11 protein-coding genes and 1 tRNA gene are annotated in these 13,609 nt (G+C 65.3%); 5 read left to right on the top strand and 7 right to left on the bottom strand.

Going from position 1 to position 13,609, the window contains the following annotated elements; translation table 11 throughout:
• Positions 1 to 1,878, top strand: a 1,878-nt coding sequence (locus WBB14_RS34830) for an acetate--CoA ligase family protein (protein ID WP_424243794.1), incomplete at its 5' end; no start/stop codon positions are given.
• Between the two features lie 19 nt (positions 1,879 to 1,897).
• Here WBB14_RS34830 and WBB14_RS34825 read toward each other — a convergent pair.
• From WBB14_RS34825 to WBB14_RS34810, 4 genes are all read right to left on the bottom strand, one after another.
• A complete protein-coding gene (locus tag WBB14_RS34825) occupies positions 1,898 to 3,163 on the bottom strand; it encodes a type II toxin-antitoxin system HipA family toxin (protein WP_424243793.1) in 1,266 nt (421 codons plus the stop codon).
• A complete protein-coding gene (locus tag WBB14_RS34820; protein ID WP_207469482.1) occupies positions 3,160 to 3,429 on the bottom strand; it encodes a helix-turn-helix domain-containing protein in 270 nt (89 codons plus the stop codon). Before WBB14_RS34820 ends, WBB14_RS34825 begins: the two co-directional genes overlap by 4 nt.
• 261 nt (positions 3,430 to 3,690) lie before the next feature.
• On the bottom strand, positions 3,691 to 5,589 hold the full coding sequence (gene htpG / locus WBB14_RS34815; protein WP_424243792.1) for a molecular chaperone HtpG: 1,899 nt from the start codon (positions 5,587 to 5,589) through the stop codon (positions 3,691 to 3,693).
• A 174-nt stretch (positions 5,590 to 5,763) separates the two neighbouring features.
• Positions 5,764 to 7,167, bottom strand: coding sequence for a DKNYY domain-containing protein (locus WBB14_RS34810; protein ID WP_424243791.1), 1,404 nt, complete (start codon positions 7,165 to 7,167; stop codon positions 5,764 to 5,766).
• A 172-nt stretch (positions 7,168 to 7,339) separates the two neighbouring features.
• Here WBB14_RS34810 and WBB14_RS34805 point away from each other — a divergent pair, with 172 nt between their 5' ends.
• Positions 7,340 to 8,728, top strand: coding sequence for a uracil-xanthine permease family protein (locus WBB14_RS34805; protein WP_424243790.1), 1,389 nt, complete (start codon positions 7,340 to 7,342; stop codon positions 8,726 to 8,728).
• A 166-nt stretch (positions 8,729 to 8,894) separates the two neighbouring features.
• A tRNA-Leu gene (locus WBB14_RS34800) sits at positions 8,895 to 8,979 on the top strand.
• Positions 8,980 to 9,105: 126 nt separating this feature from the next.
• Here WBB14_RS34800 and WBB14_RS34795 read toward each other — a convergent pair.
• Both WBB14_RS34795 and WBB14_RS34790 read right to left on the bottom strand, forming a co-directional pair.
• On the bottom strand, positions 9,106 to 10,095 hold the full coding sequence (locus WBB14_RS34795; RefSeq protein WP_424243789.1) for a tripartite tricarboxylate transporter substrate binding protein: 990 nt from the start codon (positions 10,093 to 10,095) through the stop codon (positions 9,106 to 9,108).
• A gap of 199 nt (positions 10,096 to 10,294) precedes the next feature.
• Positions 10,295 to 11,110, bottom strand: a complete 816-nt coding sequence (locus WBB14_RS34790) for a LysR family transcriptional regulator (protein ID WP_424243788.1) — start codon at positions 11,108 to 11,110, stop codon at positions 10,295 to 10,297.
• 111 nt (positions 11,111 to 11,221) lie between these two features.
• Between WBB14_RS34790 and WBB14_RS34785 the strand changes: the two genes are divergently transcribed.
• Positions 11,222 to 11,956 (top strand): SDR family oxidoreductase, encoded by a 735-nt coding sequence (locus WBB14_RS34785; protein ID WP_424243787.1) that lies wholly within the window; start codon positions 11,222 to 11,224, stop codon positions 11,954 to 11,956.
• Between the two features lie 34 nt (positions 11,957 to 11,990).
• On the opposite strand, the gene gstA is transcribed toward WBB14_RS34785, so the two are convergent.
• Positions 11,991 to 12,590: a glutathione transferase GstA gene (gene gstA / locus WBB14_RS34780; protein ID WP_424243786.1), complete on the bottom strand. Its 600-nt coding sequence runs from the start codon at positions 12,588 to 12,590 to the stop codon at positions 11,991 to 11,993.
• A gap of 99 nt (positions 12,591 to 12,689) precedes the next feature.
• On the opposite strand from gstA, the gene WBB14_RS34775 reads away from it, so the two are divergent.
• Positions 12,690 to 13,598, top strand: a complete 909-nt coding sequence (locus tag WBB14_RS34775) for a LysR family transcriptional regulator (protein WP_424243785.1) — start codon at positions 12,690 to 12,692, stop codon at positions 13,596 to 13,598.
• Positions 13,599 to 13,609: the final 11 nt, after the last annotated feature.

Here is a 13,609-nt window from a genome sequence, read left to right as displayed (position 1 = left end):
GGCCAGGTCGGCGCGGCGGTGGTGTTCACCTCCGGCTTCTCCGAGACCGGCGCAGAAGGCGCGGCGCAGCAGGAGCGGCTCTGCGCCATCGCGCGCGAGCGCGGCATCCGCCTGCTGGGCCCCAACTGCCTGGGCTTCATGAACGTGCGGCGCAAGGTCTATGCGACGTTCTCGCCGGCCCCGGCCAACGGCGTCGTCGCCCCCGGCGGCATCGGCATGGTGTCGCAGAGCGGCGCATTCGGCGCCTACGCCTACAGCATGGCGCGCGATCGCGGCCTGGGCCTGTCGCACTGGATCAGCACCGGCAACGAGGCCGACATCGACGTTGCCGACTGCATCGAATGGCTGGCGCGCGACGCCGAGACCCGCGTCATCATGGCCTATATGGAAGGCTGCCGCGACGGCGCCAAGCTGCGCCGCGCGCTGGCCGCGGCGCGCGCGGCTGGCAAGCCCGTGGTCGTCACCAAGATCGGCCGCACTCAAGCCGGCGCGCAAGCCGCGGCCTCGCATACGGCAGCCCTGGCCGGCGACGACGCCGTGTACGACGCGCTGTTCCGACAATACGGCGCCCTGCGCGCGCGCACCATCGAGGAATTCTTCAATCTGGGCTATGCGCTGGACACCTGGAAACGACCGCCGCAAGGCCGGCGCCTGGGGATTTTCACCATCTCCGGCGGAGTCGGCGCGTTGATGGCCGACGAAGCCGCCGACACCGGCCTGGCACTGCCCGAGCCCGCCGCCGATGCGCAAGCCCGGCTGCTGGAGCGCGTGCCCTTCGCCAGCGGTCGCAATCCGGTGGACGTCACCGGCCAGGCAGTGTCCGAACCGGGGTTGCTGCTGGCCACCGCCGACGACATGCTGGCCGACGGCCGCTACGACGCGCTGGCCGTCTTCCTGGCCGCCGCCGGATCATCCGAAATCCTGTGGCCCACCTTCGAAGCCTTCGCACGGCAAATGCAGGCTCGCCATCCCAACGTGCCGCTGGCGATCTGCGCGCTGTTCCCCCCCGCGCGCCGCCGCGAACTGGAACAGCTGGGCTGCCTGGTGTTCCCTGACCCCAGCGCCGCCATCCGCACGATAGGCGCGGTGGCCGGGCTGGCGGCCAATGCGGATCACGACAAGGCTGAGGAAGATCCCGCAACCCAGTCAGCCGACACTCCGCCGCTGCTGGGCGCCTATAACGAAGTTCAGGCAATGGAGCTGCTGCGCCAGGCCGGCTTGCCCGCCTCTCCCTGCACGCTGGCCACCGACGCCGACGCCGCAGTGCGCGCCGTTGCCGCCATGAGCGCAACCGGCCGCGAGGCCTCGGGCGATAGCGTCCCCGTGGTGCTTAAGGTGGTATCGCCCGACATCACGCACAAGAGCGACGTGGGCGGCGTGAAACTCAACATCCGCGGCGAGGACGCGCTGCGGCGCGCCTACGCCGACATCATGGCCTCGGTGCGCCAGCACCGGCCCGACGCCCGCGTCGACGGCGTGCTCGTCGCCCCCATGGCGCCCAAGGGCGTCGAATGCATCGCCGGCGTGCATTGCGATCCGGTCTTCGGCCCGGTCGTCATGTTCGGCCTGGGCGGCGTCTTCGTCGAAGTGCTCAAGGACGTGAGCTTCCGCCTCGCGCCCTTCGGCCGCGACGAGGCCATGGCGATGATCCGCGAGATCAAGGGCTACGCGCTGCTGCAAGGCGCGCGCGGCGCGCCCCCTTGCGACATCGATGCGCTGGCCGACGCGCTGGCAGCTCTGTCCCGTTTCGCCCACGCGCGTAGCGCGGACTTCAGTTCGGTGGAGATCAATCCCTTGCTGGCGCTGCCCGAGGGACGAGGCGCCATGGCGCTGGATGCAGTGGTGATACGGGGCGGGGGAGTTGCCCAGACGGTCTAACCCATGCGGCCACGGGCGGCTACGCGCCCATTGCCCACCGCTTGGCATGCTTGCGGGTGTTGGCCTTGATCCAGCGCCCCAAGCGCTCGATCAGCGTGCGTTCCGCGCCCTCCGACACCTGCGCCATCAGCCCTACCTGCACCTCGTCCAATGCAGCGGGAAGCGCATCCACCAAGGACTCCCCTACCGCCCTGACGTAGCGCAGGGCAAAGCCCAACTCCTTGGCCATGGCCGCGATATGTTCCGCGTCGATGCTGCCGGGCTTCATTTCGCCGCCAATCGCAAACGCGAAATTGCGGGCCAGCCCGGAGTACATGCCCGTGCACATCAGGTCATAAAAGGGAGCCAGCCGGTACAGGCCGTCCGGCGTCTGCAGCACGGACAGGTTCTTGGCATGGCTATCGTTGTTGCCGACGCACAAGTTGAAGAATATCCATTGCAGGAAACGCTTCAAATCCGCGGCGCCTATGCCCATGCCTCCCAACAACTCCCGACATTGCTGCAGCGATGGACCACCGTCGGACTCATACTTCACGTCGGACGGCTTGCCGGCCAGCTGGCAGAGATCCAACTGATGCAGACGCAGCAAGCCGCCCTTGCCGTCAGGCTTGCGGTCATACCGAGTAATCAGGCATGCGTGCGTATCGGGCTGATAGTGGACTTCCGCCACGCCCAGGCCCATTCTGGCGGCCAGCTGCATGACCAGCGTCTCGTTCAAGGCCGACGACCACACGCCGTCGAGGCCGCGAATATCCGGCTTCAGAATATGCGTGGACGGCGCCGCACCCTCGGGGATCGCCGGCGAACCATCGGGCATGACCGTCAATAGGAGCTTGTCTTGCGCTCCGGCCAGAGAAATGCGGGCGCCCTCGGCGTTCTCTGCCGCCAACGCGGGCACAACCACGTCCTGCAAGCGCACTGCCACGTCCCGCCACGTCGCAGGCCGGTGGCGCGCCGGCGCGGGCTGCTCGCCTTGCGGCAATATGGTCAACCCACTGGCGGTGTCCCCGCCCACGCTGCGCAACAGACCGAAGACCGTGGTGGCATGGCGGCTGACCTGCAAGAACTTGCGCACATGCCCTTCGGGCAACAGGTTTTCAAAGAATGCATGCGCCGCATCGTCCGCATGATCGCCGCTGCGCAAAGGCATCGATGGCGAAATGGCGTGCGCACCAGCCCAATTCAGCCAAGCGTCGTCATACACGAAGCGCAACGGCCGCTCGTCGAACAAGCGACCGACCTTGCGGTCCGCGTGATAGATGTCCAGCGCGTCGGCGACGGTCATGGCAGCCTCGGGCGCTTGGGCGCCACCTGCACTTCCAGGCCCAGCAGATCCAGCATGTCCAGCACCTTCTGCAATTGCAGCGTGGGCTTGCCGCGCTCCAGATCCACCACATAGCGGTTGCCGGTGCCGGACAGACCGGCCAGGTCAGCTTGCAGCAAACCCTGCGAGCGCCGGACGGCCTTCACCAACTCGCCCAGTTCGGTCGAGGTGCGGATCGTTACGCCGGCCCCGCCTGCAAGCGCGGCAGGAATATCGTTCGCGGGCATGAGCGCCTCCAAAATTACCGTTCGGTAATTTTAGGACAATAATATGATCGGCGTGGCAAAAAAATTACCGATCGGGAAAAATTTACCGCAGCATGGTTTTCTTAGTCCGCAAGATTACCGAACGGGAAGAATTTTTCGATCCAGGCCTGATTTTCACACAAAATTACCGATCGGTAATTTCTTGGCCGTCGTCCATGGAGCGGCGCCTCAAACGAAAAAAGGCGCCCAAGGCGCCTTTTCGTCTTCAAGCACGCGTCCCGCTTACTTCAGCAGCAACGCATTCAACCGCTTCACAAACGCAGCCGGGTCGGCAATCTGCGCGCCTTCGGCCAGCAGCGCCTGATCCAGCAGCAGACGCGCCCACTGGTCGAACTCGCCGTCTTCGGCGGCGCGGATGCGGGCCAACAACGGGTGTTCGGGATTGATTTCCAGCACCGGCTTGACGTTGGGCGCTTCCTGGCCGGCTGCCTTCAGCATGCGCAGCAGGTGCGGGCTGAGTTCGTTCTGGCCCACCACCACGCAAGCCGGCGAATCCACCAGGCGCAAGGTCACGCGCACTTCCTTGACCTGGTCTTCCAGCGTCTTCTGCAGGCGCTCGACCAGCGGCTTGAAGTCCTCGGCCACCTCGGCCTGGTGCTTCTTTTCTTCCTCGTCGGCCAGCTCGGCCAGGTCCAGGCCGCCCTTGGCCACCGACACCAGCGACTTGCCGTCGAATTCACGCAGATAGGACAGCATCCATTCGTCCACGCGGTCCGACAGCAGCAGGACTTCAATGCCCTTCTTGCGGAAGATTTCCAGATGCGGGCTGTTGCTGGCCGCGGCGAAGGTATCCGCCGTGACGTAGTAGATCTTGTCCTGGCCTTCCTTCATGCGCGACACGTAGTCGGCGAAGGACACGGTCTGGGCCTGGTCGCCCGTCTGCGTCGACGCAAAGCGCATGAGCTTGGCAATGCGTTCCAGGTTGGCCGAGTCCTCGCCCGCACCTTCCTTCAGCACCTGGCCGAACTCCGACCAGAACGTGGCGTAGTCTTCCGGCTTGTTCTCCGCCATGTCTTCCAGCAGCGACAGGATGCGCTTGGCCGAACCTTCGCGGATCGCGCGCACGTCGCGGCTTTCCTGCAGGATTTCACGCGAAACGTTCAGCGGCAGGTCCGCCGAATCGATCACGCCGCGCACGAAACGCAGATACGAGGGCAGCAGCTGGTCGGCATCGTCCATGATGAAGACGCGCTTCACGTACAGCTTCACGCCGTGGCGGCCGTCGCGGTCCCACATGTCCATGGGCGCATGCTTGGGCACGTACAGCAGCTGCGTGTATTCGCTGCGGCCTTCCACGCGGTTGTGGGTCCAGGCCAGCGGGTCGTCGTAGTCGTGCGACACCGTCTTGTAAAACTCGCGGTACTGCTCTTCCGTGACGTCGGACTTGCTGCGGGCCCAGAGCGCATTGGCCTGGTTCACCGTTTCCAGTTCTTCGGTCTTGACCTGCTCGCCCTTTTCCTGGTCCCACTCTTCCTTGGCCATGCGGATGGGCAGGGAGATGTGGTCCGAGTAGCGGCGCAGGATCTCGCGCAGCTTCCAGCCATTGAGCAGTTCGTCTTCGTCGGCGCGCAGATGCAGCGTGACGTCCGTGCCGCGCGTGGCTTTTTCGGCGGCGGCAATGGTGAACTCGCCCTGGCCGTCCGATTCCCACTGGATCGCGTCCGTGACGCCGGCGCGGCGGCTGACCACCGTGACCTTGTCGGCCACGATGAACGAGGAATAGAAGCCCACGCCGAACTGGCCGATCAGCTGCGCGTCCTTTTGCTTGTCGCCCGTCAGCTGGGAGAAGAACTCCCGCGTGCCGGAGCGCGCGATCGTGCCCAGGTTGGCCACCGCCTCATCGCGCGACAGGCCGATGCCGTTGTCCGAGATCGTGATGGTACGGGCGGCCTTGTCGTAGCTGACCGTGATGGCCAGTTCGCCATTGCCTTCCAGCAGCTCGGGCCGATCGATGGCCTCGAAGCGCAGCTTGTCGCAGGCATCCGATGCGTTCGACACCAGCTCGCGCAGGAAGATTTCCTTGTTGCTGTACAGCGAATGGATCATCAGGTGCAGCAGCTGCTTCACCTCTGCCTGGAACCCCAGGGTTTCGGACGTGGAAGGCGTGGCGGTTTGGCTCATAGTTCTACGTGGCTAGGTAAGTAAATTGGGGACAGATATTGGCTGCCGGGACATCTGGCCCGCGCGGCCGCCGGGAAACCCTACTGATGTGGGGGCCACTGGCGCGTTTTCAAGGGCAGGCGGAAATTCCCGCCCCGTTTGCAGCCTCCCATTTTGGGGAGTGGCGGCGGCGCATCAGAAAATCGAGAACACCTTGCGGTAGCGTGTTTTCGCCTCCAGCACGGCTTCATGCTGCGGCACCGCCAGCTTGCCGCCCCGGATCAGCTTGCGGATGTCCGCTGCCGTGATCTGCCGCGTCTCCTGCGAGCGCAGCAGGAAATCCGCCGTACCGCGGTCCAGGATTTGGTAGATCGAGTTGGAGACAAGCTGCGTGGGGCCCAGCTCGTCCAGATAGTAGAGCGTGTCGCCCTTTTGCCAGACCGTGCCGAAGCCGTGATAAACCGCGCCCAGCTTTTTCCAGTTCCCATCCGGCGCGCCCTCCAGCCGATTGATCAGCGTGGACCGCGAGACCAGCCCGCCGCCACTGCCCCGGGAGGAACGAGCCCAGGATTCCTGCGCCCGCAGGAACAGCGTCTGCCTGCCGTCCGTGTACACGTAGGGCGACAACTCGATGTATGCCCCCGAGACGAACGGATCGTCGCCAGCCCGCTCCACCTGCCGCGTCTGCGTGTTGTAGAAATAGATACCGTCCTTGGTCGCGAATAGTGCGTGGTAGACGTGCCGCCCCTGCTCGTTCAGCAGCCGATACGGCGCATGCGCCGCGTCGAAGGGCTGCGCGCCCACGTACACCATGCCGTCGCGCGGATCACGGAGATAGGGTTGGCGGTACAGGTCGCCCACCATGAAGGTGTACAACGCCGGATCGTCCGACAGCGGCAGCAACTGCTCGTGGAAGTAAACGCGGCGGCCATCGGCGAAGAAATCGTCGCTGGGCCGCACGTCGCCATCCCTGCCCGCCGGCAGGCGGCGCAGCGAGGCCGGCTGCGCCTGCGGCATTTCGCGGCCCCGGTAGTACACGCGCGCATCGTCGGTGGCCAGCTCGCTGTCAAGCAGCGGCCGGTAGGGCCGGGCGCTGGCCGGCAGGGCGACGAACGGATACAGGTAGGTCTGTGGCTTAGGGCCGGCATCCGCCCGGTACAGGATCTTCTGCCAGAACTCGTCCAACATGCCCAGTTCCTCGTTGCGCACGCTGTGCATCGAGCAGAAATACGTGGCCGCGCCATCGCTGAAATAGCTGTTGCCCAGATAACGCGCCAGCGCCGGCTTCAAGTCCGGCAGAACCTGGTTGCCGCAATACACGTGACGCTGGTCCCGGGCCGCCTGCCTGCCGTCGAATGCCCCGGTATCGAATGCCTGGAAACTGGCGGGATCGGCCTGGTCCAGGCGGTAATAGCCATTGCTGGGAACGGCGGCGTAGACGCCGCCCTGATGGTTCTTGTAGATGCTGTTGCCGTAGGACTGCCCATGGTCGACGGCCGCGAAATCGTCGCCGTCCATCAGCCAGAACAGCAGGAACATCGGCAGCGCGGCGATGATCAGGACCAAGGTAATCACGGTCCATTTGGCGCGTTTTTGCATGGAGAGGCAGCGGCTGACGGCCCTTGATTGGCGACCAGGGATTCTAACCAGCGGCCGCAATGCCGGCCTCAACCTGGTCCCTACCCGAACCTACCCCGGACGGCGCGGGGCCTTCCCCGCTAAAATCCCGCACTTTCCTCCCCTACCCCGCCCCCTGGCCGGCCCATCCGCCATGCAACCCGCCTCCCTGACCCAACCCGCCCCCCACGGCGCCTCCGAAGCCGATCCCAGTCACGACCTGGTCTACGGCCCCGATGACCGCCCCGCGCCTCCCGTCGCCTTCGTCGCCGCCCTGCAGCACCTGCTGGCCATCCTGGTTCCCATCGTCACCCCCGGCCTGTTGATCTGCCAGGCCCTGGGCGTCAGCAGCCGCGACACCACCCTGATCGTGTCCATGTCGCTGGTCATCTCCGGCATCGCCACCTATGTCCAGTGCAAGCGCTTCGGCCCCCTGGGCGCCGGCCTGCTTATCGTGCAAGGCACCAGCTTCAACTTCGTCGGCCCGCTGATCGCCGGCGGCTCGGTCATGGTCAAGCAAGGCACCCCGGTCGAAGCCGTCATGGCCGCGATCTTCGGCGTGGTCATCGCCGGTTCCTTCGTCGAAATGGGCATCAGCCGCATCCTGCCCTTCGTCAAGCGCCTGATCACCCCGCTGGTCACAGGCATCGTGGTGCTGCTCATCGGCCTGACCCTGATCAAGGTCGGCCTCATCAGCATGGGCGGCGGCTACAGCGCCATGGGCAACGGCACCTTCGCCAGCGCCGAGAACCTGACCCTGTCCGGCCTGGTCCTGGGCACCATCATCCTGCTGAACCGCGTGCCGGTCGTGTGGGTGCGCAGCACCGCGCTGGTGCTGGCCCTGGCCGTCGGCTACATCGCCGCCGCCTACATGGGCCGCCTGGACTTCACCGGCGCCCGCGAAGCCGCCCTGTTCCAGATCCCCACGCCGCTGCACTTTGGCCTGGGCTTCTCGTGGGCGCTGTTCGTGCCCATGCTGATCATCTACCTGGTCACGTCCCTGGAAGCCATCGGCGACGTCACCGCCACCAGCAAGGTGTCCAAGCAGCCCGTCGAGGGCCCGCTGTGGATGCAGCGCATCAAGGGCGGCGTCCTGGTCAACGGCGCCAACTCGCTGCTGGCCGGCGTCTTCAACACCTTCCCGAGCTCGGTCTTCGCGCAGAACAACGGCGTGATCCAGCTGACCGGCATCGCCAGCCGCCACGTCGGCGTGTGGATCGCCGGCATGCTGATCCTGCTGGGCCTGTTCCCGGCGGTGGCCGGCATCCTGCAGGCCGTACCCGAACCCGTCCTCGGCGGCGCCGCCATGGTCATGTTCGGCGCGGTCGCCGCGTCCGGCATCAACATCCTGGCCGGCATCCACCTGGACCGCCGCGCGCTGCTCATCATCGCCGTGTCCCTGGCCCTGGGCCTGGGCGTGTCGCAAGTGCCGGAAATCCTGTCGCACCTGCCGCATGCCGTGAAGAGCGTGCTGGAGTCGGGCGTGGCCACCGGCGGCATCTGCGCGCTGGTGATGAACTGGTTCCTGCCCGAGAAGAAGTAAGGCGGCGGGCCCCTCAGGGAGCCGGTCCCGGCCGCGCCTGCGCGCGGGGACTGGCTCCTGTCAGACGGCTTGCTTCGGGGCCGCCTGACAATTTATGAAAGACCGCATATAATCGCCGTCTTCGCTTCTCCCGCGACCGTCATCTGGACGTGTCCGCGACCTCCTTGCCCGGGTGGTGAAATTGGTAGACGCAGGGGACTCAAAATCCCCCGCCGCAAGGCGTGCCGGTTCGATTCCGGCCCCGGGCACCAGAATTCGAAAAAAGCCGCTGACGTTTACCGTCAGCGGCTTTTTTCATGGCCGATTACTGAAGGCCGAGGCCATTGCCGCCTCGGCCCAGGCCGCAGAGGCAGAGGCAGAGGCAGAGGCAGAGGCGATCAATTGACCGTCACGCCCGCCTCGCGCACCACATCGCCCCACAGAGAGATCTCCTTGACGATCTGATCGCGAAAGGCCTGCGGACTGCCCGGCGCGGCTGCTTCCCCGGTTGCCTTGAGACGGTCGGCCATCTCGGGCATCACGACGGCCGCATTGATCGCGGCGTTGAGCTTGGCCTGCACCTGCGGCGGCACGCCCTTGGGTGCGATGATGCCGTACCACACCGTCACGTCGTACGGGACGCCGGCCTCGCGCACCGTCGGGATATCCGGCGCCGAGGACACGCGCTGCGGCAAGGTCACGGCCAACACCTTCAGGCGCTTGTCCTCGCGGTAAGGCAGGGTCGAGCCCGCCGTGGTCAGCATCGCATCGACCTGGCCTGAGACGGTGTCCGTCAACGCCGGCGCGGACCCTTTGTAGGGCACGTGGACCATGGAAATGCCGGCCGTTTTCAGAAGGGCCTCCATCGCCAGATGCGAAATCCCGCCCGTGCCGGACGAGGCATAGGTCAGCCCGCCCGGTTTCTTCTTGGCCAGGGCCAGCAGACTGGCCAGGCTGTCCACCGGCACGTTGGGATTGACCGACACGAAGAACGGCGCACGCGCGATCATGCCGATCGGCGTCATGTCCTCCACCGGGTCGAACGGCAGCTTGTACAGGCTGGGGTTGACTGAATAGCTATTGGAAATCAAGGTCAGGGTGTAGCCATCGGGCGCTGACCTCAGGCCCTGCTCCACGCCCAGCTTGCCGCCCGCGCCGGGGCGGTTCTCCACCACCACGGGCTGCTTCAGGCCATCGGACAGCAACTGCCCCAGCAGACGCGCAATCCCGTCATTGCCGCCGCCGGCGGCAAAGGGCACGATCAGCTTGATCGGCTGCGAAGGATAGTCATCCGCGCGTGCATTGGAAACCGATGCGGCAAACGCCACGGCAGCCAGCGTCATCCCCAATACCGCCCTGCCCAGCTTGGCGCCGGATAGCATCGTCATATTTCTCTCCTCTTTGATCGGCCGCTGCGCGGCCACGTTTTATGGTGAAAGGCGCCAGACTACAACTTAACGAGTGAAGTTGTAGTCTGGCGCCTTTCCTTCCGGAACTCTCGATTGCGCCGAACGGCTTTTCTCCAACCCGGCGCCGGGGGTTCATCAGCATTCAAAGAGCCATTGACGCTCGTCGCCAACGGCTTTTTCATGTTGCATGCCAAGCCTGCAGCGGACGATCCCGGAACCGCTCCACAAGCGTTGCCACCGCGGATTTGTCCAGCGACTGCACCGCGTAGCAAAGTCCAATGCGGCGCGACATTTCCAGTCCATCGATGGGGCGGATTTCCACGCCGGCCTGGCTCCGCGCCAGCGACTCTGGCGCCACGCACATGCCGGCGCCCGCGGCCGTCAACGCCAATGCCAGGCGCAGCGACCCCGCGTGCGCGGCCGGCGTGTTTGCCGCCTCGCCATAAAAGGGAAGCAGGCGCTGATGTGTCGGATGGTTCGGGCACACGATCCACGGCAATGCGGTTCCGGCGCCGCTGCCTTCGGGCATGGCCAGTACATAAGGATCGACGGACAGCGGCAAGAACAGCTCGTCCTCGCAGCGCTCGTCTTCGGTCGCCAGCCGGGCATCGCCATCGCAGCCCTCAAGCAGGCTCACGAAAAGCGTCGGCACGACCTCCCGCGCCGCGCGCATGAAGGCGGCGATATCCCGCCCGGAGATATCCGCCTCCACACCGATCTCGATGCGCAACGCGTGCGGACCATGGCGGAACTGGTGTGTCATCGAGTCCGTTTGCGACAGGATGCGCCGCGCCTGCGGGTACAGGATACGGGCGTCCTCGGTCACGGCCACGCCGCGCGCCTGCCGCGTGAACAATTGCGTGCCCAGCAAGTCCTCCAGGCTTTTGATCGTGCCCGACAGCGCCGGCTGGCTCAGATGCAGGCGGCGGGCGGCGCCGGTTATGTTGCGCTCTTCGAAGACGGCAACAAAGGCCTTGAGCTGACGGCTATCCATAAGATTTTCCGATTTCTCCCAAAGAAATAAACCATTTCTCAAGGATTATTCTCTAGCATAGAATCATTCCAGACACTCAAGCATACATAAAACCGATACCTGGAGCCCACCATGCCTTCTTCGAAAAAACCGCTGGTCATCATCACCGGAGCCAGTTCCGGCATCGGTCTAGCCACCGCCCGCCTGTTCTCGGCTAACGGCCATCCTCTGTTGCTGCTGGCCCGCCGGCTGGAAACAATGCAGGCATTGAACCTGCCCGACACCCTGGCGCTATCCGTGGACGTGACCGACCGCGCCGCGTTGGCCGCGGCCGTGCAGCAAGGCGAAGCCCGCTTCGGCCCGGCCGATGCGCTCATCAACAACGCGGGCGTCATGCTGCTGGGCGACATCACGCGCCAGGCCCCCGATCAATGGGACCGGATGCTCGACGTGAATGTCAAAGGCGTGCTGAACGGCGTGCACGCGGTCGCGGCGGGCATGGTCCAGCGCAAGCGCGGCAGCATCATCAACATCAGTTCGGTGGCCGGCCGCAAGACCTTCCCCAATCACGTGGCCTACGTGGGCACCAAGTTCGCCGTGCACGGTTTGTCGGAGAACCTGCGCGAGGAATTGTCGGCGCACAACGTGCGCGTGACCACGATCGCGCCGGGAGCCGTGGAGACCGAACTGCTGGGCCACACCACCGACGCGGACATCAAGACGGGCTATGAAGCCTGGAAGGCCGACATGGGCGGCAAAGTGCTGGCCGCGGAGGACGTGGCCAACGCCATCCACTACGCCTATATGCAACCGGACGGGGTGTGCGTGCGTGAAATCGTTCTGGCGGCCACGCGCCAGCAGGCTTAGTCCATCGATTGCGGTAACCGCAAGACGTTCATCCCTACGCTTCCGCGCGCAGCGCGGCCTGCACCGCCGAGCGCTCCCCAATGCGGGCGACGTATGCCGTCAAGAACGGCCAGCGATCCAGGTCGATCGCGAAGAACCTGCACCATCCCAGCACGGTAAACAGATAGGCATCGGCCACGCTGAACCGCTGGCCCATCAAATGGCTGCCCCGGGCCAGGATGCCGTCCAGGTAATCAAAGCGCTTGAACAGCCGTTCGCGGAAATGCGCCTTGGCGGCTTCCGGCAAGGCCGCCTGGAACAGGGGAGCCGATCCCGCGTGGATCTCGCTGGTCACGAAGTTGAGCCATTCCTGCAGCCGCGTGCGCTCGCGCGTGCCGTTGGGCGGCGCTAGCTGCATGTCGGGCCGCAGGTCTGCCAGATACTGCACGATGGCCGGCCCTTCAGTGAGCACATCACCGTCGTCCAGTTCCAGCGCGGCAACATAGCCTTTCGGGTTGATCGTGCGGAAATCGCGGCCGTCGGCGGTCTGCTTGGTCTGGTTGTTCACCTTGACCAGTTCGAACGGCAATTCCAGTTCGCGCAAGACAATGTGCGGCGACAGCGAGCAGGTGTGCGGGGCGTAGTAGAGCTTCATGACATCTCCGATGGAACAACGGGGATGGAAGTGTCTCGCGCCGCTGCGTGCAGGTAAAATTAATGCTTTATTTTCTTACCATTAGCTCAGCTACTTAACATGTTGAACCTGGGACACTGGCGCCTGCTCGTCGCGACGGCCGACATGGGCAACATCTCGCGCGCGGCCGAACGTGTCGGCATTACCCAGTCCGGCGCAAGCCAGGCCATCGCGCAACTGGAAGCGTCATTGGGGATCCAGGTATTCACCCGCTCGCGCAAGGAAGTGGCGGCAACGGCGCTGGGCGAACAGGTGATCGAACACGCCCGCGCGATGCTGTCTCACCTGGAGTCCATCCGCGTGCTCGCCGACGACAGCAAAGGACTCAGCCAAGGCCGCATCCGCCTGGGCAGTTTTCCCTCGGTCATCTCGACGTTGTTGCCGCCGCTCCTGCACGGCTTCCGGCAACGCCACCCCGGCATCGAGGTCGTGGCATTGGAAGGCACGGACGAAGAAGTCGAAGATTGGCTGTCGCGCGACGCCATCGATCTCGGCGTGGTGATGAATCCCGCCCCACAAAGGCAGGCGCTGATCCTGGGCCGCGACCGCTGGATGGCGCTGTTGCCCAACGCACACGTATTCAGCCGCCGCGCGTCATCGCAGGGCGTCACGCTGGCCGAGCTGGCCGACGAGCCGTTCATTCTGGCGACCGGCGGCTGCTCCGTGAATGGCCTGAGCCTGGCCCGACAAGCCGGAACCGAGCTGAGCAACATTCGCGTCACGGTCCGTGATTGGGCTAGCGCCTGCGCGCTGGTCCGCGAGGGCATGGGCGTTGCAGTGGTGCCGGAGTCCACCTTGCCCCCGGAAATGCGCCAATTGCGGGCCGTCCCGCTGGCGCCGGCGATCCGGCGGGAATTCGGACTGGTGCGCTCGGCTGCCGGACGGCAAGCCGCGGCGGTCGGCGCCTTGTGGAAGCATGCAACCCAGGGAATGAGCCCCAAGGCTTCCGCCAAGGCGCGCGCGGGCTGAGACGAATCGGG

It is taken from the genome of Achromobacter sp., from assembly GCF_049647645.1.
Classification (GTDB): Bacteria; Pseudomonadota; Gammaproteobacteria; order Burkholderiales; family Burkholderiaceae_B; genus Achromobacter.
The sequence above is the reverse complement of the archived record's forward strand: the minus strand, read 5'-3'. Positions and strand labels throughout refer to the sequence as shown.